Source organism: Roseateles sp. SL47 (assembly GCF_026625885.1).
In the GTDB taxonomy this organism is placed as follows: Bacteria; Pseudomonadota; Gammaproteobacteria; order Burkholderiales; family Burkholderiaceae_C; genus Roseateles.
In genome coordinates, this window is the sequence record NZ_CP113068.1 from 1,722,761 (window position 1) to 1,744,450 (window position 21,690).

The following is a 21,690-nucleotide window of genomic DNA, read 5'->3' on the forward strand; positions in this document are numbered from 1 at the left end:
CTTCCACCAACGTTGGCACGGCAATGCCAACGCCGATCAGGCAGGGCGGCGGCGGTGGACTAGTGGCCTTGGGGGCGCCGCGGCAGGGGGCTGAGCAAGAGCGTTATGGAAGGGAAGGCAGGACGGGAAGGCAGGACGGCGGTGCAGGATGGGGGGAGGGCGAGCGGGGCCCGGACGACCATGCCGCCGTGCGACCGCACGTCAACTTTCTGCCAGCAGCTTTTCGATGGTGGCATGCAGGGCGTTGAAGTCCGGCTCGCCCACAAAGCGCTTGACGATTTCGCCGCGCTTGTTGATGAGGAAGGTGGTGGGCGTGAGCTGCACCTTGCCGAAGCTGTGAGCAATCTCCCCGGTGCTGTCCATCGTCACTTTGAACGGGAGCTGGCGGCTTTCAGCGAAATTGGAGACATAGGCCGGCGGGTCGTAGCTCATGGCGACGGCCAGCGTGTCAAAGCCTTGGTCCTTGTACTTGAGATGGGTGGCGATGACCTCCGGCATCTCCTTCACACAGGTGGTGCAGGAGGTGGCCCAGAAATTCACCAGCATCACCTTGCCGGCCCAGGACTGCTGCGACTGCTGCGTGGAGCCATCCAGCAGCACGTATCGGATCTGCGGCGCGGTGTCACGCGCGTTCAGTGTCTGATAGGCCAGCCCGCCGCCGATACCGAGGGCGGCTACCAGCACCACGAGTCCAGTCCAGCGAGGCAGCTTGTTCATGCGGGTGAGTGTAGGACAGCCGCCCGCAGGCCACCAAGTCGGCGTCAATGTCCTGCTGCGGGCTTCAGATTCGGGCGTTGGGCGCACGATCAGCCAGTGGGCCGTCGCCGGGTGTCGGTGGTCGGCGGTCGTTTCTAGCAGGGGAGGGCGGATTGAAATGGGTCGGCGATCACCTGACGGCGATGGTGATGGCGATGCGCTCTAAATGGCCTTCGACAGCTCGAACAGCAGCACCGACGGCAGCGCATCGCCCAGGTTGGTCCGGGAGATGCGGGCCAGCCGGTCGGGCGTGGCGGTGGACAGCTGCGTCTGCTGCTCCCCGTCCCGCACTTCAATGAAGCTGAAACTGGGCACCTCGGCGGTGACGTCTGCGTGCAGGCGATCGAAGTCCGGGCCATGCAGGGACTGCTCGAAGGCGATACCGTGCGGCAAGCCCTCTTCGCAGAACGCCAGCGCCTCGTTCATCGACCCCACGCTGTCGATGATCAAGCCCATATGGCGCACCGCATCCTGGATCTGCTGTCGCAACTCCTTGCGGGGGGTGACGATCAGCAGGTGGCAGCCGGCCAGCGGCTTGGAATTGTGAGCGGGCAGCTGATCGTCCCGTTCCATCGGGGGCGCGGACGACGGTGGCACCGGCGGCGCCGGCGCCTGCTGTGACGCCGCGCCCGCAGGCACCGGCGCACGAGTCTCTTCGCTGACGATGTGCGGAAACTCCAGCGTCAGCAGCGTGATGCCGGCTTCGTCTTCCCGCAAGGGCAGGGCGCCCATGGTGAGCGCTGTCTGCTCGATCAGCCGCCAGGTGAGCGAGTTGAGCGATTCCGGCGTGTCCGACAAGGTCACCGTCGGCGCGCTGCCCAGATCCAATGAACGATGTGCAAAGCGGCAGACCAGCCGAGCCTTGGTCGGCCATGGGGTCAGATCCAGCCGCATTTCGAGCGAGGAGTGGGTGTTGGCAAGTGCCCAGTCCATCACCGCATTCAGCAGCGAGAACAGCAGCGAGCCGTCGGCCATGATCTCGATCGGCTGCAGCATCTGCCGCACCTGGATGCCGCGTGCCTGGGTTTCGCGGCTGCGCTGCGCCAGCACGCCCCGCATCACCTGCGTCAGGTGGACACGCTCCCGCGAGAGCCGCAACCGGCCGGATGCCAGCCGGGAGAGTTGCTGGGTCACCATGCCGGCCTCACGGGCCTGGGCGACCGACTCCCGCAGCGCCCGCAGGCCCTGGCGGTCGATCTGCCCGGTGGCGATCAGCTCCTGGATGCGTTCCAGCGCATGGCTCAGCGGCCCGGCGATCTCTGCGCCCAGCTGCTGGACGATGTCCCCCCACTGGGCATCATTCAGGCGCGGCGCCATGTCGTTGGCGGCGGCTGTCCCTGCAGCGGTGGGGGGGGAGCTGGGCATGGCTTCTCGTGGTTTTTGTGATTTTTGCCGCGATCGGACGCCGCGGTCGGAAGGCCGCCATGGTTCCGAGGGGGGGGGGGAGCGTCCATCCCCCGAGTCAGGGTACGTTTGACACCACCTGTTACACCGTGAAATGTCTCACGAATTGGCGGGGGTGGGCAGGGGGGACGGCTGCGCGCCGGCCATCGCAAGCAGGAGGTCCAGCAACGCCGGAGCCGCAGAAATCATCACGTTATGGCCGGTGGGGATCTCATGCACGGTCCAGCCGGGCTGCTGGCGGACCCGCTTGCGAGCCTCGGCAATGGTGAGCAGGGCGGGGCGGTCACAGTCGATGAAAGTGCGGGGCAGAGCCGCCCAGGCCTGGGCATCGAACTGCAGCGGGCTGTCATACACGCCACCCGGATGCGGGCGCTGCCGCCGCTCGACCCAGGCAAAGTCCTCGGCATTCAGCCCCATGCCCTGTGGCGGGGACGGCGGCAGATGGCCGTGGGCCTGGATGACCGCCCGACGCTGGGCCTGGGTGTCTTCGGAGTGGCGGCTGGACCAGGATTCCCCGGGCAGGGGCACAACCGCATCGACATAGACCAGTTGCGCAATCCGGTCGCGCATCTGGTCCGCCACGCCGGTGATCACCATGCCGCTGTAGCTGTGGCCCACCAGCAGGACCTGCGTCAGTTCCTCGCACTCGATCACGGCTTTGACGTCCTCGATATGCGTCTGCAGGGTGATGGGGGCATGAGGCTGATGGGCGCGCTCGCCGGTGCCGCTCAGGCTGACGGTGAACACGCGGTGGCCGGCGGCACGCAGGGGGCCGAGCACCCGTTGCCAGACCCAGGCGCCGCCCCAGGCGCCATGGACCAGGACGATGGCCGCGCCGCTCATGGCTGGTGCTCCTCGGCGGCAGCCGGTCGGCAAGGCGGGGCGGCATGGGGGTGATCGGCCCCGGGGTGTGGCGCCCGGCGTTGGGGTGGCAGCAGAGAGGGCAGGGTCATGCAATCACTCCTTGTTGGCGCCAGGCGGCGATGGCGTCCGGGCCATGGCCGAGTTCGGCGAGGATGTCGTTGGTGTGTTGTCCAAGCAGCGGCGGCGGCAAGCGGTAGGCCACCGGCGTCGCGGACAGTTTCATCGGACTGGCCACCAGCCGGAGCCGGTCGGTCAGCGGATGCGTCATTGGCACCACCATCTCGCGATACTGCACCTGGGGGTCCTCGAAGACTTCCGCCAGATCATTGATGGCGCCGCCCGGCACCTTGGCGGCCTCCATCGCGCTCAGCCAGTGCTGGCGCGGCTGGCGGGCCATGCACTCGGCCAGCAGGGGCACCAGCGTGTCTCGGTGACGCACCCGTTGGGCGTTGGTGGCAAAGCGGGGGTCTTCGGCCCAGGCGGGCTGCCCCAGGATCTCGCAGAACTTGGCGAACTGGCGGTCATTGCCCACGGCCACGATCAGATGGCCGTCGGCGGCCTGGAAGGTCTGGTAGGGGACGATGTTCTGATGTGCATTGCCCATGCGGCGCGGGGCCTGACCGGTGCAGAGATAGTTGGCGCCCAGGTTGGCCAGCATGGCGACTTGCGTGTCCAGCAGGGCCATGTCGATCTCCTGGCCCTGTCCGGTGGCATCCCGGTGCCGCAGGGCGGCGAGGATGGCCACGGTGGCATACATGCCGGTGAACAGGTCGGCCACGGCCACGCCCACCTTCTGTGGGCCTCCACCTGGCAAGGCGTCCCGTTCGCCGGTGACGCTCATCAGCCCCCCCAGCCCCTGCACCGCATAGTCATAACCGGCCCGGTCGCGGTAGGGGCCGTTCTGACCGAACCCGGTCACCGAGCAGAAGATGAGACGGGGATTGAGCGTGCGCAGGGCCGGCGCATCCAGGCCATACCGTGCGAGGTCACCCACCTTGTAGTTTTCCAGCAGGATGTCCGCCTGACTCGCCAACTCGCGGATCAGGGCCTGGCCGGCGGCGCTGGCAATGTCGATGGCGATGGAGCGCTTGTTGCGATTGGCACCCAGGTAGTAGGCCGCCTCGGAGGTGTCGTCGCCCTGGGCATCCCGCAGGTAGGGCGGGCCCCAGCCACGGGTGTCATCGCCGCCGGGGTGCCCGGCGGCGGGGGGGCGTTCCACCTTGATCACATCAGCGCCCAGATCGGCCAGGGTCTGGCTGCACCAGGGGCCTGCCAGTACGCGGGAAAGGTCCAGCACCCGGACGCCCTGCAGGGCCATGGCCTGGGAGACGGGGGGAGTCGTCGCTTGATTCATGGCAGGCATTGTGGCGCCAGCGCCGGGGTCAAGGCCCCGTCAGCACCACCGAGCTGACAAACACGTCCCAGGCTTCGTCATTGGGGGTGGGGCCCTGTTGCAGCAGTTGGTAGATATAAGGGCCCCTGGCAAAAACAGCCTGCCGCACCGACTGGGCCGGTTGACCGGCGGGTGCGGAAAAGCGCTGCTGTCCGGCGGAAGGGTCAGGGGTCATGCCCTTGATGGTGAGCGGCGCGCTCTCCCCGGGGACCACCAGGGCCGCCATCCGCTCCCGCAGCCGCCGCAGGGCCCCAGGGACTTCCTGTTGGGTCCCCAGGTTCACCCAAGTCAGCGAGTACTGACCGCCCTGTGCCTTGCAGCTGTAGCTGTGGACGCTCATCGGGCGGCCGTCCGGCCCGGGTTGGGGGCGGGTCTCCTGCTCCGGCTTGCAGGGGAACATCAGCCGGGCAGCGGCCCCCTCCGGCGTGATGTCCCGCCAGTTCAGCGACGGCGAACATCCGGCGGTCAGCGCCGTGAGCCCAGTGAGCACCAATCGTGTGCGAGTGATGGAAGCCATTGCCCATTATGTTGGCTCGCCAGCGGGCGGGCATCGCACCGTGAGGCAAACGAATGGGGATAATGAAGTCATGTCCGGCTTGCTCCTGATCGCCCACGCCCCGCTTGCCTCCGCCCTCAAAGAGGTGGCCGAGCACACCTTCCCGCATTGCTCGCTGCAGCTCAGCGTGCTGGACGTCACGCCCGACATGGGGGCGGACGAAGTGGAAGCCCAGGCCCGTGCGCTGATCGAGGCTTCCGGACATCTGCAGACCCTGGTGCTGACGGACGTCTACGGCGCGACCCCTTCCAATGCGGCGCTGCGTCTGCAGGGCGAACAGGTCAAGGTGTTGGCGGGTGTGAATGTGCCTATGCTCTGGCGGTCGCTCTGTTATGCCGGCGAAGGGCTGGAAGCGCTGATGCAGCGCGCCAGCCAAGGCGGCATGCAGGGCATCGTGTACGAACAGCCGACCAACTTTCCGCCTGAACGTTCCTGCTCATGATCAAGTCCACGCTCACCATCAGCAACAAGCTGGGGCTGCATGCCCGCGCCTCGGCCAAATTGACCAAGCTGGCAGGTGGATTCAAGTCCGAGGTCTTCCTCAGCCGCAACGGCCGGCGGGTGAATGCCAAGAGCATCATGGGCGTGATGATGCTGGCCGCCGGGATTGGTGCCGAGGTGGCGCTGGAGACCGAGGGTGAGGATGAGCAGGCGGCCCACGACGCCATCACGGCGCTGGTGAACGACAAGTTCGGCGAAGGGCAGTGAGCCTTCGCTGACCGCCTTGCCGCTCAGGGCATCAAGGCCGGGGCAGGACCCCGGCGTGGCGGATCAGGCGTCTCCGCCCAGGAAATGTCGGCGGTAGCGGGCCGGCAGATCGTTGATGCGCATCATCATCGGCAGGTCGGCGGTGTTGAAGTCCGGATCCCAGGCGGGCCGACCCAGCACACGCGCTCCGCAGCGCAGATAACCCTTGATCAGCGGCGGAGGTTCCACCGCCAGGTCCTGGCGCAGTTCATCCACCGGTAGCGGCAGACGCGGGCGCACCTGCCATTCGATGTCGGCCATATGGCGGTCTTCCAGCTGCTTCCAGATGCTGGCGGCGTAGTGACCCCCATCGCGCATGCTGATGCTGGCGCAGCCGATCATGGTGTCCAGGTCGTTGCGGACCATGAATTCCGTCAACGCTCCCCACAGGGCCATGATGGCGCCGCCGTTGCGGTGGTCCGGGTGCACGCAGGAGCGTCCCAGTTCCACCATGCGCGGACGCAAGGAACGCAGCCGGGTCAGGTCGAACTCGGTTTCTGTATAGAGACCGCCGGCGCGACGGGCGGCTTCGGGGGTGAGCACCCGATAGGTGCCGATCACCTCACCCGGCTGATCGTTGGCATCCAGCAGGCGGACCAGCAGGTGCTCACAGAACGGGTCGAAGATGTCCACATCGTGGCCGACGGGCGCATGGACCGGGACGCTCAGGCGGGCCCCCATCTCTTCCACAAAGACCCGATACCTCAGGCGCTGGGCATGGCGGACTTCTTCTTCGGAGCGCGCCCAGCCCACGTGGAAGCGAGCGCGCGCAGACGTGACAGCGTCCCCCTGCGATGCAACTGGAAGTGACCTCCGGGACGCCTCAGACGGGCGCAGATCGGAGAAGGGCAGGGTGGGCAGCGGCAGATCCCTCATGGCTGGGCCTCGTTCGGATGGGATGACGTGATGCTGAGCGAGTGGGGTGACTTGTCGGTGACCGACCCGTGAACGAATCGTGACATCACGACACGTCGCCGTGCCATCAGTGACCAGATGCGCCTGAATGATTCCGGCGCCGCTGCTACAGTCAGCGCATGAGCTTCCAGGTCTTCGGCATTTCCGTGTCGCGTGGCGTGGCCATCGGCCGCGCAGTGCTGGTTGCGTCCAGCCGCGTTGACGTTGCGCATTACTTCGTCTCCCCCACCGAGGTCGAGACCGAATACAACCGCCTGCTGCAGGCACGTGACGCGGTGTCACAAGAATTGCAGTCCCTGAAGGCGGACCTCCCGCCGGACGCCCCCCACGAGCTGGACGCGTTGCTGGACGTGCATCTGCTGCTGCTGAATGACGAGGCTCTGGTGGACGCGGCCCGGCAGTGGATCCAGGAGCGTCACTACAACGCCGAATGGGCCCTGTCGGCCCAGCTCGAAGTGCTGGCCCGCCAGTTTGACGAGATGGAGGACGATTACCTCCGTGAGCGCAAGGCCGACCTCGAACAGGTGGTGGAACGGGTGCTGTCGGCGCTGGCCCATGCCCAGGACAAGGGCGCGCCTGGCGCCGCGGCCGTGGTCGCGCGGGATTTTGCGGGGGAAGATCCCCTGTTGCTGGTGGCTGCGGATATTGCGCCGGCCGACATGATCCAGTTCAAGCGCAGTGTCTTCCAGGGATTCATCACCGATATCGGCGGAAAAACTTCGCATACCGCCATCGTCGCGCGCAGCATGGATATCCCCGCCGTGGTGGGCACCCGGGAGGCCTCCCGCCTGATCCGGCAGGACGACTGGGTCATCATTGATGGGGATGCCGGCACGGTGATCGTGAATCCGTCGCCCATCGTGCTGGAGGAATATCGGTTCCGCCAGCGCCAGTCGGAACTCGAACGTGCGCGGCTCGCGCGGCTGCGCCATACCCCGGCCATCACCCTGGACGGGCAGCGCATTGAACTGCACGCCAATATCGAGCTGCCCGGAGATACTGCCGCAGCGCTGGACTCAGGCGCAACGGGCGTCGGGTTGTTCCGCAGCGAGTTTCTATTCATGAACCGCAACGGCGAACTGCCGAGCGAGGATGAGCAGTTTGCCGCTTACCGCGCGGCGGTGGAGGCGATGCGGGGTATGCCGGTCACCATCCGAACCGTGGATGTGGGGGCGGATAAGCCCCTGGACCGCATGAGCGTGAATGAATTGCGCCATGAGCATGTCCTGAACCCGTCCATGGGCCTGCGCGCCATTCGGTGGAGCCTGGCCGAGCCGAGCATGTTCCGCCAGCAACTGCGTGCTATTTATAGAGCAAGCGCTTTTGGCCATGTGAAGCTGCTGCTCCCAATGGTGGCCCACCTGAGCGAGATCAAGCAGGTGCAAGAGGCGATCCGTCGCGTGAAACAGCAGTTGGATGATGCCGGGCAGCCTTATGGGCTGGTGGAATTGGGCGTGATGGTGGAGGTGCCTGCGGCCGCGCTGATGCTGCCGATGCTGCTGCGCCATGTGGATTTCATCTCCATCGGCACCAATGACCTGATCCAGTACACGCTGGCCATCGACCGTGCGGATGAGGCCGTGGCCCATCTTTATGACCCATGGCATCCGGCGGTGCTCCATCTGCTGGCGTCTTCGATCTCCCAGGCTCGCGCGGCCGGGAAGGGGGTCAGTGTGTGTGGGGAGATGGCCGGGGACGCTTTGTTCACCGATCTGCTGCTGGGGATGGGGTTGAACTGTTTCTCGATGCACCCCTCTCAAATCCCGTCTGTGAAGCAGCGGGTACTCCGGGCGGATACCCAACGCCTGGCGGCGGCGATCCCCCGCATCCTGGAAAGCGAAGAGCCCGGGCGCACCGCGCTGGATGCGCTGGCGTCGCAGCGCTTGCACTAACGGGCTGCGTCGGCTGCGTGGGCAGTGGCCGGCCCAACCCGCGAGGGCAGGGCGGTAAGCGCTGAGGGCCGGTCGCCGTATCGTTGCTGGCCTGTGTGCTCGCAAGCCGGTGCATCCTGCCGCCGGATTTACGACCTCCGTGTGAAATTTTCAGCCAGGACTTGTGCGGGCCAAAAAATGCGTGCTAGACTCTTGGTCTTCGCTGCTTACGACAAGTTTGTGAGCAGTTTCACCGGGAGCTTGATGCCCGGTTTGAGTTGTAGATTGAAGTGCTGGTTCATTCCAGAGCAGATGTCGGAAACTCAAGCAAGGCATCAAACAGGGCGAAAGCCAACCGAGTGATTAAGAAGAGATTGATTTGAGATTGATGTGCGAATCTGAAAAGAATCGAGATTAAATTCAAATCAAGCTGTGAAAGTTGATATATACTTCGACTCCTCACGGCGGCGAGAATCTCCGAAAGGGTTCCGAAAGGGGCAATCTTTTAGATAAGAATCTCGCAGTCAGCGTAAAAAATAATTTGCACTGACTGCTTGACGAAATCAGAAAGAATGATTCATAATCTCGCTTCTGCGCTGCTGACGACGTCAACAAAACGACGTAAGAAAGCAGCAGCAAACGAAGACGGCTTGGCTGCTTCGATGATCTTTAAAAATTTACAGCCAATAAGCGTGGGCGTCTGAATGGAGGCAACCTGAGAAGGTTAAATCTTTAGACGCTCACGGAAATGAATGAAGCTATGAAAGTAGTCTTTGTTCGATTCCGTTGAGTTATTCAAGATCGAACTGTAGAGTTTGATCCTGGCTCAGATTGAACGCTGGCGGCATGCCTTACACATGCAAGTCGAACGGTAACGCGGGGCAACCTGGCGACGAGTGGCGAACGGGTGAGTAATGTATCGGAACGTGCCCAGTTGTGGGGGATAACTGCTCGAAAGAGCAGCTAATACCGCATACGACCTGAGGGTGAAAGCGGGGGATCGCAAGACCTCGCGCAATTGGAGCGGCCGATATCAGATTAGGTAGTTGGTGGGGTAAAGGCCTACCAAGCCTACGATCTGTAGCTGGTCTGAGAGGACGACCAGCCACACTGGGACTGAGACACGGCCCAGACTCCTACGGGAGGCAGCAGTGGGGAATTTTGGACAATGGGGGCAACCCTGATCCAGCCATGCCGCGTGCGGGAAGAAGGCCTTCGGGTTGTAAACCGCTTTTGTCAGGGAAGAAATCCTTTGAGCTAATACCTCGGAGGGATGACGGTACCTGAAGAATAAGCACCGGCTAACTACGTGCCAGCAGCCGCGGTAATACGTAGGGTGCAAGCGTTAATCGGAATTACTGGGCGTAAAGCGTGCGCAGGCGGTTATGCAAGACAGATGTGAAATCCCCGGGCTCAACCTGGGAACTGCATTTGTGACTGCATAGCTAGAGTACGGCAGAGGGGGATGGAATTCCACGTGTAGCAGTGAAATGCGTAGATATGTGGAGGAACACCGATGGCGAAGGCAATCCCCTGGGCCTGTACTGACGCTCATGCACGAAAGCGTGGGGAGCAAACAGGATTAGATACCCTGGTAGTCCACGCCCTAAACGATGTCAACTGGTTGTTGGGAGGGTTTCTTCTCAGTAACGTAGCTAACGCGTGAAGTTGACCGCCTGGGGAGTACGGCCGCAAGGTTGAAACTCAAAGGAATTGACGGGGACCCGCACAAGCGGTGGATGATGTGGTTTAATTCGATGCAACGCGAAAAACCTTACCTACCCTTGACATGCCAGGAATCTTGCAGAGATGTGAGAGTGCTCGAAAGAGAACCTGGACACAGGTGCTGCATGGCCGTCGTCAGCTCGTGTCGTGAGATGTTGGGTTAAGTCCCGCAACGAGCGCAACCCTTGTCATTAGTTGCTACGAAAGGGCACTCTAATGAGACTGCCGGTGACAAACCGGAGGAAGGTGGGGATGACGTCAGGTCATCATGGCCCTTATGGGTAGGGCTACACACGTCATACAATGGCCGGGACAGAGGGCTGCCAACCCGCGAGGGGGAGCTAATCCCAGAAACCCGGTCGTAGTCCGGATCGCAGTCTGCAACTCGACTGCGTGAAGTCGGAATCGCTAGTAATCGCGGATCAGCTTGCCGCGGTGAATACGTTCCCGGGTCTTGTACACACCGCCCGTCACACCATGGGAGCGGGTTCTGCCAGAAGTAGTTAGCCTAACCGCAAGGAGGGCGATTACCACGGCAGGGTTCGTGACTGGGGTGAAGTCGTAACAAGGTAGCCGTATCGGAAGGTGCGGCTGGATCACCTCCTTTCTAGAGAATGGCCGAGCCACTCAGCAATTTCGGTTGTTGAATGAGCAAGGTCCACAAACGCCGATATTCAGCGCGCCCACACTTATTGGCTGTAGATGAAAGACAGTTGGTTGGCAAACCACAGTATCAAGGTCGCTTATTTGAGCGATAATGATGTTCTGGTTTGCCAGTCTGGCCTTTGAGGCCGCACTGTTGTTCTTTAACAATTCGTAGAGTCGAATCAGCGTTGCTGGCGGAAAGCTGGCTGCTCGTAAAGGGGCAGACTGGCACCGTGCCGCCAGCGACATTTGATTGCGTCACCAGACTTCAACTCTGACCGCAAGGTAAGAGAAGAAATTGAAGAACGGCGAAAACGCGTGATACTCAATAAAACGCTCAAGTTGTTGAGCGTCTGTCCTTGACGACATCTGCGTGATGTCAAAGTTATAGGGTCAAGTGACTAAGTGCATGTGGTGGATGCCTTGGCGATTACAGGCGACGAAGGACGTGATAGCCTGCGATAAGCTTCGGGGAGCTGGCAAATTAGCTTTGATCCGGAGATTTCCGAATGGGGAAACCCACCTCGCAAGAGGTATTGCATGCTGAATACATAGGCATGCAAGGCGAACCGGGCGAACTGAAACATCTCAGTAGCTCGAGGAAAAGACATCAACCGAGATTCCGAAAGTAGTGGCGAGCGAAATCGGAGTAGCCCTCGTGTTTTAGCAGTTGGCATATCAGAACGGAATGGAAAGTCCGGCCATAGCGGGTGATAGCCCCGTATGAAAAATGTTGATTGTGGAACTAGGCACGAAAAGAGTAGGGCGGGACACGTGAAATCCTGTCTGAACATGGGGGGACCATCCTCCAAGGCTAAATACTCGTAATCGACCGATAGTGAACAAGTACCGTGAGGGAAAGGCGAAAAGAACCCCGGGAGGGGAGTGAAATAGATCCTGAAACCGCATGCATACAAAAAGTAGGAGCCCTCAGGGGTGACTGCGTACCTTTTGTATAATGGGTCAGCGACTTACATTCAGTGGCGAGGTTAACCGAATAGGGTAGCCGTAGAGAAATCGAGTCCGAATAGGGCGAAATAGTCGCTGGGTGTAGACCCGAAACCAGGTGATCTATCCATGGCCAGGATGAAGGTACCGTAACAGGTGCTGGAGGTCCGAACCGACTAGTGTTGCAAAACTAGCGGATGAGCTGTGGATAGGGGTGAAAGGCTAAACAAACCTGGAGATAGCTGGTTCTCTCCGAAAACTATTTAGGTAGTGCCTCAAGTATTACCTTCGGGGGTAGAGCACTGTTTAGGCTAGGGGGTCATGGCGACTTACCAAACCTATGCAAACTCCGAATACCGAAGAGTACAGCTTGGGAGACAGAGCACCGGGTGCTAACGTCCGGACTCAAGAGGGAAACAACCCAGACCGCCAGCTAAGGTCCCTAAAATTGGCTAAGTGGGAAACGAAGTGGGAAGGCTAAAACAGTCAGGATGTTGGCTTAGAAGCAGCCATCATTTAAAGAAAGCGTAATAGCTCACTGATCGAGTCGTCCTGCGCGGAAGATGTAACGGGGCTAAGCCAGTTACCGAAGCTGCGGATGCACAGTTTACTGTGCGTGGTAGGAGAGCGTTCTGTACGCCTGTGAAGGTGGGTCGTGAGGCCTGCTGGAGGTATCAGAAGTGCGAATGCTGACATGAGTAGCGTTAAAGGGGGTGAAAAGCCCCCTCGCCGTAAGCGCAAGGTTTCCTACGCAACGTTCATCGGCGTAGGGTGAGTCGGCCCCTAAGGCGAGGCAGAGATGCGTAGCTGATGGGAAACAGGTCAATATTCCTGTACCGATCTATAGTGCGATGTGGGGACGGAGAAGGTTAGCTCAGCCGGGTGTTGGATGTCCCGGTTCAAGCATGTAGGCGTGCCCTCTAGGCAAATCCGGAGGGCTTAGCTGAGGTGTGATAACGAGTCTGCTTGCAGACGAAGTGAGTGATACCCTGCTTCCAGGAAAAGCCACTAAGCTTCAGCTATAGACGACCGTACCGCAAACCGACACTGGTGCGCGTGATGAGTATTCTCAGGCGCTTGAGAGAACTCTGGAGAAGGAACTCGGCAAATTGACACCGTAACTTCGGAAGAAGGTGTGCCTTTAGTAGGTGAACCATTTACTTGGGGAGCCCAATGAGGCCGCAGAGAATCGGTGGCTGCGACTGTTTATTAAAAACACAGCACTCTGCAAAGACGAAAGTCGACGTATAGGGTGTGACGCCTGCCCGGTGCTGGAAGATTAAATGATGGGGTGCAAGCTCTTGACTGAAGTCCCAGTAAACGGCGGCCGTAACTATAACGGTCCTAAGGTAGCGAAATTCCTTGTCGGGTAAGTTCCGACCTGCACGAATGGCGTAACGATGGCCACACTGTCTCCTCCAGAGACTCAGCGAAGTTGAAATGTTTGTGATGATGCAATCTCCCGCGGAAAGACGGAAAGACCCCATGAACCTTTACTGTAGCTTTACATTGGACTTTGAACAGATCTGTGTAGGATAGGTGGGAGGCTTTGAAACCTGGTCGCTAGATCAGGTGGAGCCAACGTTGAAATACCACCCTGGTGTGTTTGAGGTTCTAACCTTGGCCCGTGATCCGGGTTGGGGACAGTGTATGGTGGGCAGTTTGACTGGGGCGGTCTCCTCCCAAAGTGTAACGGAGGAGTTCGAAGGTACGCTAGGCACGGTCGGAAATCGTGCTAATAGTGCATAGGCATAAGCGTGCTTGACTGCGAGACTGACAAGTCGAGCAGGTACGAAAGTAGGACTAAGTGATCCGGTGGTTCTGTATGGAAGGGCCATCGCTCAACGGATAAAAGGTACTCTGGGGATAACAGGCTGATACCGCCCAAGAGTTCATATCGACGGCGGTGTTTGGCACCTCGATGTCGGCTCATCTCATCCTGGGGCTGTAGCCGGTCCCAAGGGTATGGCTGTTCGCCATTTAAAGAGGTACGTGAGCTGGGTTTAAAACGTCGTGAGACAGTTTGGTCCCTATCTTCCGTGGGCGCTGCAAGATTGAGAGAGCCTGCTCCTAGTACGAGAGGACCGGAGTGGACGCACCTCTGGTGTATCGGTTGTCACGCCAGTGGCATCGCCGAGTAGCTAAGTGCGGAAGAGATAACCGCTGAAAGCATCTAAGCGGGAAACTCGTCTCAAGATGAGTCTTGCCGGGGCCTTGAGCCCCCTGAAGGGTCGTTCAAGACCAGGACGTTGATAGGCTGGGTGTGGAAGCGCAGTAATGCGTTAAGCTAACCAGTACTAATTGCCCGTGAGGCTTGACCCTATAACTTTGACAATCATGTCGAAGCGAGTGGTCACGCAGATCGATTTAATCGATCAAAGCCGTTCCTCAAGCTGAGGACGCAATCAAATCAAAGCTGATTCACAAAAGACTCTACGAATTGGGCGAGCTGCCCACCCTTCCCAGGGACGCAGCTGGCCAACCAGTCAAGCCTGATGACCATAGCGAGTCGGTCCCACCCCTTCCCATCCCGAACAGGACCGTGAAACGACTCAGCGCCGATGATAGTGCGGATTCCCGTGTGAAAGTAGGTCATCGTCAGGCTAATATCTACGGACGCCCGGTCGTGTGACCGGGCGTTTGTATCTCTGCCTGCAGCCTGCAGAGATCAGTGTTGACCGATGTCAGTGCTGATCTTTGAAGGTTGAAGATCGGCGGTCAGGTTGCTTCAGCGACTTGCCAAAGATTTTTAAACAGAGTGCTTGACGGCTTGAAAAAGCTAGTTCATAATCTCGCTTCTGCGCTGCTGACGACGTCAACAAAACGACGTAAGAAAGCAGCAGCAAACGAAGACAGCTCAGCTGCTTCGATGATCTTTAAAAATTTACAGCCAATAAGCGTGGGCGTCTGAATAGAGGCAACCTGAGAAGGTTAAATCTTTAGACGCTCACGGAAATGAATGAAGCTATGAAAGTAGTCTTTGTTCGATTCCGTTGAGTTATTCAAGATCGAACTGTAGAGTTTGATCCTGGCTCAGATTGAACGCTGGCGGCATGCCTTACACATGCAAGTCGAACGGTAACGCGGGGCAACCTGGCGACGAGTGGCGAACGGGTGAGTAATGTATCGGAACGTGCCCAGTTGTGGGGGATAACTGCTCGAAAGAGCAGCTAATACCGCATACGACCTGAGGGTGAAAGCGGGGGATCGCAAGACCTCGCGCAATTGGAGCGGCCGATATCAGATTAGGTAGTTGGTGGGGTAAAGGCCTACCAAGCCTACGATCTGTAGCTGGTCTGAGAGGACGACCAGCCACACTGGGACTGAGACACGGCCCAGACTCCTACGGGAGGCAGCAGTGGGGAATTTTGGACAATGGGGGCAACCCTGATCCAGCCATGCCGCGTGCGGGAAGAAGGCCTTCGGGTTGTAAACCGCTTTTGTCAGGGAAGAAATCCTTTGAGCTAATACCTCGGAGGGATGACGGTACCTGAAGAATAAGCACCGGCTAACTACGTGCCAGCAGCCGCGGTAATACGTAGGGTGCAAGCGTTAATCGGAATTACTGGGCGTAAAGCGTGCGCAGGCGGTTATGCAAGACAGATGTGAAATCCCCGGGCTCAACCTGGGAACTGCATTTGTGACTGCATAGCTAGAGTACGGCAGAGGGGGATGGAATTCCACGTGTAGCAGTGAAATGCGTAGATATGTGGAGGAACACCGATGGCGAAGGCAATCCCCTGGGCCTGTACTGACGCTCATGCACGAAAGCGTGGGGAGCAAACAGGATTAGATACCCTGGTAGTCCACGCCCTAAACGATGTCAACTGGTTGTTGGGAGGGTTTCTTCTCAGTAACGTAGCTAACGCGTGAAGTTGACCGCCTGGGGAGTACGGCCGCAAGGTTGAAACTCAAAGGAATTGACGGGGACCCGCACAAGCGGTGGATGATGTGGTTTAATTCGATGCAACGCGAAAAACCTTACCTACCCTTGACATGCCAGGAATCTTGCAGAGATGTGAGAGTGCTCGAAAGAGAACCTGGACACAGGTGCTGCATGGCCGTCGTCAGCTCGTGTCGTGAGATGTTGGGTTAAGTCCCGCAACGAGCGCAACCCTTGTCATTAGTTGCTACGAAAGGGCACTCTAATGAGACTGCCGGTGACAAACCGGAGGAAGGTGGGGATGACGTCAGGTCATCATGGCCCTTATGGGTAGGGCTACACACGTCATACAATGGCCGGGACAGAGGGCTGCCAACCCGCGAGGGGGAGCTAATCCCAGAAACCCGGTCGTAGTCCGGATCGCAGTCTGCAACTCGACTGCGTGAAGTCGGAATCGCTAGTAATCGCGGATCAGCTTGCCGCGGTGAATACGTTCCCGGGTCTTGTACACACCGCCCGTCACACCATGGGAGCGGGTTCTGCCAGAAGTAGTTAGCCTAACCGCAAGGAGGGCGATTACCACGGCAGGGTTCGTGACTGGGGTGAAGTCGTAACAAGGTAGCCGTATCGGAAGGTGCGGCTGGATCACCTCCTTTCTAGAGAATGGCCGAGCCACTCAGCAACTTCGGTTGTTGAATGAGCAAGGTCCACAAACGCCGACATTCAGCGCGCCCACACTTATTGGCTGTAACTACAACAGTAGAGTGAACATAGTCGCACGGCGCCTGGCGAGCTGGCCTGAAGCACGGAGTTGCTGCCAGGTGAGCGATAACGACAGAGCTATGGGCGACGCAACAAACGCGTGGGTCTGTAGCTCAGTCGGTTAGAGCACCGTCTTGATAAGGCGGGGGTCGCTGGTTCGAATCCAGCCAGACCCACCACGAAGAACTCGGAGTCTGAAGATTCAGGGATCTTGGGGGATTAGCTCAGCTGGGAGAGCACCTGCTTTGCAAGCAGGGGGTCGTCGGTTCGATCCCGTCATCCTCCACCAGTTCACTTCTCACGGTTGGCAAACCACAGTGTCCTTCAGCGCAGGCTGTTGGATGTTCTGGTTTGCCAGTCTGGCCTTTGAGGCCGTACTGTTGTTCTTTAACAATTCGTAGAGTCGAATCAGCGTTGCTGGCGGAAAGCTGGCTGCTCGTAAAGGGGCAGACTGGCACCGTGCCGCCAGCGACATTTGATTGCGTCACCAGACTTCAACTCTGACCGCAAGGTAAGAGAAGAAATTGAAGAACGGCGAAAACGCGTGATACTCAATAAAACGCTCAAGTTGTTGAGCGTCTGTCCTTGACGACATCTGCGTGATGTCAAAGTTATAGGGTCAAGTGACTAAGTGCATGTGGTGGATGCCTTGGCGATTACAGGCGACGAAGGACGTGATAGCCTGCGATAAGCTTCGGGGAGCTGGCAAATTAGCTTTGATCCGGAGATTTCCGAATGGGGAAACCCACCTCGCAAGAGGTATTGCATGCTGAATACATAGGCATGCAAGGCGAACCGGGCGAACTGAAACATCTCAGTAGCTCGAGGAAAAGACATCAACCGAGATTCCGAAAGTAGTGGCGAGCGAAATCGGAGTAGCCCTCGTGTTTTAGCAGTTGGCATATCAGAACGGAATGGAAAGTCCGGCCATAGCGGGTGATAGCCCCGTATGAAAAATGTTGATTGTGGAACTAGGCACGAAAAGAGTAGGGCGGGACACGTGAAATCCTGTCTGAACATGGGGGGACCATCCTCCAAGGCTAAATACTCGTAATCGACCGATAGTGAACAAGTACCGTGAGGGAAAGGCGAAAAGAACCCCGGGAGGGGAGTGAAATAGATCCTGAAACCGCATGCATACAAAAAGTAGGAGCCCTCAGGGGTGACTGCGTACCTTTTGTATAATGGGTCAGCGACTTACATTCAGTGGCGAGGTTAACCGAATAGGGTAGCCGTAGAGAAATCGAGTCCGAATAGGGCGAAATAGTCGCTGGGTGTAGACCCGAAACCAGGTGATCTATCCATGGCCAGGATGAAGGTACCGTAACAGGTGCTGGAGGTCCGAACCGACTAGTGTTGCAAAACTAGCGGATGAGCTGTGGATAGGGGTGAAAGGCTAAACAAACCTGGAGATAGCTGGTTCTCTCCGAAAACTATTTAGGTAGTGCCTCAAGTATTACCTTCGGGGGTAGAGCACTGTTTAGGCTAGGGGGTCATGGCGACTTACCAAACCTATGCAAACTCCGAATACCGAAGAGTACAGCTTGGGAGACAGAGCACCGGGTGCTAACGTCCGGACTCAAGAGGGAAACAACCCAGACCGCCAGCTAAGGTCCCTAAAATTGGCTAAGTGGGAAACGAAGTGGGAAGGCTAAAACAGTCAGGATGTTGGCTTAGAAGCAGCCATCATTTAAAGAAAGCGTAATAGCTCACTGATCGAGTCGTCCTGCGCGGAAGATGTAACGGGGCTAAGCCAGTTACCGAAGCTGCGGATGCACAGTTTACTGTGCGTGGTAGGAGAGCGTTCTGTACGCCTGTGAAGGTGGGTCGTGAGGCCTGCTGGAGGTATCAGAAGTGCGAATGCTGACATGAGTAGCGTTAAAGGGGGTGAAAAGCCCCCTCGCCGTAAGCGCAAGGTTTCCTACGCAACGTTCATCGGCGTAGGGTGAGTCGGCCCCTAAGGCGAGGCAGAGATGCGTAGCTGATGGGAAACAGGTCAATATTCCTGTACCGATCTATAGTGCGATGTGGGGACGGAGAAGGTTAGCTCAGCCGGGTGTTGGATGTCCCGGTTCAAGCATGTAGGCGTGCCCTCTAGGCAAATCCGGAGGGCTTAGCTGAGGTGTGATAACGAGTCTGCTTGCAGACGAAGTGAGTGATACCCTGCTTCCAGGAAAAGCCACTAAGCTTCAGCTATAGACGACCGTACCGCAAACCGACACTGGTGCGCGTGATGAGTATTCTCAGGCGCTTGAGAGAACTCTGGAGAAGGAACTCGGCAAATTGACACCGTAACTTCGGAAGAAGGTGTGCCTTTAGTAGGTGAACCATTTACTAGGGGAGCCCAATGAGGCCGCAGAGAATCGGTGGCTGCGACTGTTTATTAAAAACACAGCACTCTGCAAAGACGAAAGTCGACGTATAGGGTGTGACGCCTGCCCGGTGCTGGAAGATTAAATGATGGGGTGCAAGCTCTTGACTGAAGTCCCAGTAAACGGCGGCCGTAACTATAACGGTCCTAAGGTAGCGAAATTCCTTGTCGGGTAAGTTCCGACCTGCACGAATGGCGTAACGATGGCCACACTGTCTCCTCCAGAGACTCAGCGAAGTTGAAATGTTTGTGATGATGCAATCTCCCCGCGGAAAGACGGAAAGACCCCATGAACCTTTACTGTAGCTTTACATTGGACTTTGAACAGATCTGTGTAGGATAGGTGGGAGGCTTTGAAACCTGGTCGCTAGATCAGGTGGAGCCAACGTTGAAATACCACCCTGGTGTGTTTGAGGTTCTAACCTTGGCCCGTGATCCGGGTTGGGGACAGTGTATGGTGGGCAGTTTGACTGGGGCGGTCTCCTCCCAAAGTGTAACGGAGGAGTTCGAAGGTACGCTAGGCACGGTCGGAAATCGTGCTAATAGTGCATAGGCATAAGCGTGCTTGACTGCGAGACTGACAAGTCGAGCAGGTACGAAAGTAGGACTAAGTGATCCGGTGGTTCTGTATGGAAGGGCCATCGCTCAACGGATAAAAGGTACTCTGGGGATAACAGGCTGATACCGCCCAAGAGTTCATATCGACGGCGGTGTTTGGCACCTCGATGTCGGCTCATCTCATCCTGGGGCTGTAGCCGGTCCCAAGGGTATGGCTGTTCGCCATTTAAAGAGGTACGTGAGCTGGGTTTAAAACGTCGTGAGACAGTTTGGTCCCTATCTTCCGTGGGCGCTGCAAGATTGAGAGAGCCTGCTCCTAGTACGAGAGGACCGGAGTGGACGCACCTCTGGTGTATCGGTTGTCACGCCAGTGGCATCGCCGAGTAGCTAAGTGCGGAAGAGATAACCGCTGAAAGCATCTAAGCGGGAAACTCGTCTCAAGATGAGTCTTGCCGGGGCCTTGAGCCCCCTGAAGGGTCGTTCAAGACCAGGACGTTGATAGGCTGGGTGTGGAAGCGCAGTAATGCGTTAAGCTAACCAGTACTAATTGCCCGTGAGGCTTGACCCTATAACTTTGACAATCATGTCGAAGCGAGTGGTCACGCAGATCGATTTAATCGATCAAAGCCGTTCCTCAAGCTGAGGACGCAATCAAATCAAAGCTGATTCACAAAAGACTCTACGAATTGGGCGAGCTGCCCACCCTTCCCAGGGGCGCAGCTGGCCAACCAGTCAAGCCTGATGACCATAGCGAGTCGGTCCCACCCCTTCCCATCCCGAACAGGACCGTGAAACGACTCAGCGCCGATGATAGTGCGGATTCCCGTGTGAAAGTAGGTCATCGTCAGGCTAATAACCCTGCAAACCCCTTGAACTCCAGTAGTTCAAGGGGTTTTGCTTTTGGGGCGACGAATTTAAGGGCGATGAATATGCCCCAATGAAACTCCCCGCTGGAATATTGCGGCGTTTTGAAATTCCCATTCCGGGGAATCAATCCAGGGAATGCCAATACCCGCCGGATCCCCTCCTCGACGATCTCGCCGTGGGCCATTGAACTGGGCAGCCGAGCTGTCGCGCAGGTCGCCTGTGGCAACACGCAAGCGTCAATGCAGGCTTGGCGGCGCTCACCCACTGCGGGGCCCCGCAGCATGGGGTCGCTTCCCTCGCTCGCCACCACCAGCGCTCCTGCAGCGATCAAGGCGTCCAACATCTAGGACACCCATCGGCTCTCCCGGTCAAACGGATTGGCCACCCCACCCGGTGAGAGTAGGGACGCAGCCATGCGCTGAAATACTGGCGTTCTTAAGGCCGCTCAGAGCTCGTTCGACACCGGCGTGCTGCTGCAAAGCGTCGACGAGATTGACGAGGTGGTCCGCCAGTTGTCTGGCGAGGGTGGGGTGAGGGACCAACTTCTTCAGTTGCATGCCATGGCCTGCACCATCCTCAACGGGGCTGGGATTTCTAGCTCAACCAGCGCGTCGTTGCCGGAAGCTGCGGCCGACGTCATTGAAGATGTGAGAGAGGTCGTATCGGTCTTGCGCCGCACCGCCGATCGAACCGCGCCGCTCGCGGCCTTGTCGCCAGGCACTTAGGCGTTCAGCCGAGCCGTAGCCGAGGCAGTCGGCGCTCTATATTCAAATTGCGAATAGAACGGTCAACGGTTAGATGTCAATCGCTTATGTAGGATTCTGACCCGTATCTCGGCAGACCCTCCAGTGAGGCGCCGCCGTCGGCGCGGCAGCGGCATCTGTTTCATGAGCGCTACGTGCTCATTGCTCGGCGGGACCATCCGGCCGTCCATGGGCCACTGACTGCGCGGCAGTTCGCCAAGCTGGAGCAGGTGATCGTCTCGCCAGCGGGAGGTGCATTCTCATCCCCGGTGAACCATGCGCTGGCCGCGCGGGGATTGACGCGCAAGGTGGTGCTTTACGCCGCGTCATTCCTGTTTGTGCCGGACATCGTGATGAAGTCCGATCTGATTGCACTGGTGCCTGATCGGTTGGTGAAGGGGCGTGCCTTGCGGCTCCAGGTCCTGGACTGCCCAGTTGCGATCGATGGATTCGAGATGGCCATGGTCTGGCATGAACGTAACCATGGGCATGTGGCGCAGCGGTGGGTGAGGGAAGAGATTCTGGCGGTGCTGGGGTGATCGGCAGCTTGCGTGGGTGTCAGGCGTGGCCGCCGCTGCGTTGGCGGTGCCTGGAAGGGCCACCGCTCAGAGTACGTCTGTCGGCCCCGCTCCCTTGCGCCACCCAATAACGCCGCATCCGGGGACGCGGCAATCCGTGACGC

Annotated in this window: 11 protein-coding genes, 2 tRNA genes, 6 rRNA genes and 2 pseudogenes; 14 read left to right on the top strand and 7 right to left on the bottom strand. The window is 58.7% G+C overall.

Features of this window, described 5'->3' with window-relative positions:
• Positions 1 to 201: 201 nt before the first annotated feature.
• The 5 genes from OU995_RS07445 to OU995_RS07465 form a co-directional block, all read right to left on the bottom strand.
• On the bottom strand, positions 202 to 717 hold the full coding sequence (locus OU995_RS07445) for a TlpA disulfide reductase family protein (RefSeq protein WP_267834900.1): 516 nt from the start codon (positions 715 to 717) through the stop codon (positions 202 to 204).
• Positions 718 to 918: 201 nt separating this feature from the next.
• Positions 919 to 2,121: a hypothetical protein gene (locus OU995_RS07450; protein WP_267834901.1), complete on the bottom strand. Its 1,203-nt coding sequence runs from the start codon at positions 2,119 to 2,121 to the stop codon at positions 919 to 921.
• 138 nt (positions 2,122 to 2,259) lie between these two features.
• On the bottom strand, positions 2,260 to 3,003 hold the full coding sequence (locus OU995_RS07455; RefSeq protein WP_267834902.1) for an alpha/beta fold hydrolase: 744 nt from the start codon (positions 3,001 to 3,003) through the stop codon (positions 2,260 to 2,262).
• A gap of 106 nt (positions 3,004 to 3,109) precedes the next feature.
• Positions 3,110 to 4,378 (bottom strand): CaiB/BaiF CoA transferase family protein, encoded by a 1,269-nt coding sequence (locus tag OU995_RS07460; protein WP_267834903.1) that lies wholly within the window; start codon positions 4,376 to 4,378, stop codon positions 3,110 to 3,112.
• Positions 4,379 to 4,406: 28 nt separating this feature from the next.
• The gene (locus tag OU995_RS07465) at positions 4,407 to 4,934 is read right to left on the bottom strand and encodes a hypothetical protein (RefSeq protein ID WP_267834904.1); all 528 of its coding nucleotides are present in this window, start codon (positions 4,932 to 4,934) and stop codon (positions 4,407 to 4,409) included.
• 70 nt (positions 4,935 to 5,004) lie between these two features.
• Between OU995_RS07465 and OU995_RS07470 the strand changes: the two genes are divergently transcribed.
• Both OU995_RS07470 and OU995_RS07475 read left to right on the top strand, forming a co-directional pair.
• On the top strand, positions 5,005 to 5,415 hold the full coding sequence (locus OU995_RS07470) for a PTS sugar transporter subunit IIA (RefSeq protein WP_267834905.1): 411 nt from the start codon (positions 5,005 to 5,007) through the stop codon (positions 5,413 to 5,415).
• Entirely contained in the window at positions 5,412 to 5,681 is a 270-nt protein-coding gene (locus tag OU995_RS07475; RefSeq protein ID WP_267834906.1) for an HPr family phosphocarrier protein, read from the top strand. The genes OU995_RS07470 and OU995_RS07475 overlap by 4 nt, the downstream gene beginning before the upstream one ends.
• 63 nt (positions 5,682 to 5,744) lie before the next feature.
• Here OU995_RS07475 and OU995_RS07480 read toward each other — a convergent pair whose 3' ends face one another.
• Entirely contained in the window at positions 5,745 to 6,596 is an 852-nt protein-coding gene (locus tag OU995_RS07480; RefSeq protein WP_267834907.1) for a GNAT family N-acetyltransferase, read from the bottom strand.
• Between the two features lie 158 nt (positions 6,597 to 6,754).
• Between OU995_RS07480 and ptsP the strand changes: the two genes are divergently transcribed.
• From ptsP to rrf (OU995_RS07530), 10 genes are all read left to right on the top strand, one after another.
• Positions 6,755 to 8,527 (top strand): phosphoenolpyruvate--protein phosphotransferase, encoded by a 1,773-nt coding sequence (gene ptsP, locus OU995_RS07485; RefSeq protein ID WP_267834908.1) that lies wholly within the window; start codon positions 6,755 to 6,757, stop codon positions 8,525 to 8,527.
• A gap of 551 nt (positions 8,528 to 9,078) precedes the next feature.
• Positions 9,079 to 9,210 (top strand): hypothetical protein, encoded by a 132-nt coding sequence (locus OU995_RS07490; RefSeq protein WP_267834909.1) that lies wholly within the window; start codon positions 9,079 to 9,081, stop codon positions 9,208 to 9,210.
• Between the two features lie 99 nt (positions 9,211 to 9,309).
• Positions 9,310 to 10,838: ribosomal RNA gene (locus OU995_RS07495) — 16S ribosomal RNA — on the top strand.
• 429 nt (positions 10,839 to 11,267) lie between these two features.
• Positions 11,268 to 14,146: ribosomal RNA gene (locus tag OU995_RS07500) — 23S ribosomal RNA — on the top strand.
• Between the two features lie 169 nt (positions 14,147 to 14,315).
• Positions 14,316 to 14,428: ribosomal RNA gene (gene rrf / locus OU995_RS07505) — 5S ribosomal RNA — on the top strand.
• A 406-nt stretch (positions 14,429 to 14,834) separates the two neighbouring features.
• Positions 14,835 to 16,363, top strand: a 16S ribosomal RNA gene (locus OU995_RS07510).
• A 208-nt stretch (positions 16,364 to 16,571) separates the two neighbouring features.
• Positions 16,572 to 16,648: transfer RNA gene (locus tag OU995_RS07515), tRNA-Ile, on the top strand.
• 34 nt (positions 16,649 to 16,682) lie between these two features.
• Positions 16,683 to 16,758 (top strand) — tRNA-Ala (locus OU995_RS07520).
• 328 nt (positions 16,759 to 17,086) lie between these two features.
• A 23S ribosomal RNA gene (locus OU995_RS07525) occupies positions 17,087 to 19,966 on the top strand.
• Between the two features lie 169 nt (positions 19,967 to 20,135).
• Positions 20,136 to 20,248, top strand: a 5S ribosomal RNA gene (gene rrf, locus OU995_RS07530).
• Together the 16S, 23S and 5S rRNA genes with 2 tRNA genes alongside form the textbook arrangement of a ribosomal RNA operon.
• Here the strand turns inward: rrf (OU995_RS07530) and OU995_RS07535 are convergent.
• Complete coding sequence (locus OU995_RS07535; protein ID WP_267834910.1) at positions 20,243 to 20,608, bottom strand: hypothetical protein; 366 nt, start codon at positions 20,606 to 20,608, stop codon at positions 20,243 to 20,245. The two genes, rrf (OU995_RS07530) and OU995_RS07535, sit on opposite strands and share 6 nt — an antisense overlap.
• A 97-nt stretch (positions 20,609 to 20,705) precedes the next feature.
• Between OU995_RS07535 and OU995_RS07540 the strand changes: the two are divergent.
• Positions 20,706 to 20,990 (top strand): annotated as a pseudogene (locus OU995_RS07540) (hypothetical protein); the annotation flags it as partial.
• Between the two features lie 137 nt (positions 20,991 to 21,127).
• Positions 21,128 to 21,547 (top strand): annotated as a pseudogene (locus OU995_RS07545) (LysR substrate-binding domain-containing protein); the annotation flags it as partial.
• Positions 21,548 to 21,690: the final 143 nt, after the last annotated feature.

Excerpts from the sequence above, each read along its gene's own strand:
- OU995_RS07445 (WP_267834900.1), bottom strand. The coding sequence starts at position 717 with ATGAACAAGCTGCCTCGCTGGACTGGACTCGTGGTGCTGGTAGCCGCC.
- OU995_RS07450 (WP_267834901.1), bottom strand. The coding sequence starts at position 2,121 with ATGCCCAGCTCCCCCCCCACCGCTGCAGGGACAGCCGCCGCCAACGAC.
- OU995_RS07455 (WP_267834902.1), bottom strand. The coding sequence starts at position 3,003 with ATGAGCGGCGCGGCCATCGTCCTGGTCCATGGCGCCTGGGGCGGCGCC.
- OU995_RS07460 (WP_267834903.1), bottom strand. The coding sequence starts at position 4,378 with ATGAATCAAGCGACGACTCCCCCCGTCTCCCAGGCCATGGCCCTGCAG.
- OU995_RS07465 (WP_267834904.1), bottom strand. The coding sequence starts at position 4,934 with ATGGCTTCCATCACTCGCACACGATTGGTGCTCACTGGGCTCACGGCG.
- OU995_RS07470 (WP_267834905.1), top strand. The coding sequence starts at position 5,005 with ATGTCCGGCTTGCTCCTGATCGCCCACGCCCCGCTTGCCTCCGCCCTC.
- OU995_RS07475 (WP_267834906.1), top strand. The coding sequence starts at position 5,412 with ATGATCAAGTCCACGCTCACCATCAGCAACAAGCTGGGGCTGCATGCC.
- OU995_RS07480 (WP_267834907.1), bottom strand. The coding sequence starts at position 6,596 with ATGAGGGATCTGCCGCTGCCCACCCTGCCCTTCTCCGATCTGCGCCCG.
- ptsP (WP_267834908.1), top strand. The coding sequence starts at position 6,755 with ATGAGCTTCCAGGTCTTCGGCATTTCCGTGTCGCGTGGCGTGGCCATC.
- OU995_RS07490 (WP_267834909.1), top strand. The coding sequence starts at position 9,079 with ATGATTCATAATCTCGCTTCTGCGCTGCTGACGACGTCAACAAAACGA.
- OU995_RS07535 (WP_267834910.1), bottom strand. The coding sequence starts at position 20,608 with ATGTTGGACGCCTTGATCGCTGCAGGAGCGCTGGTGGTGGCGAGCGAG.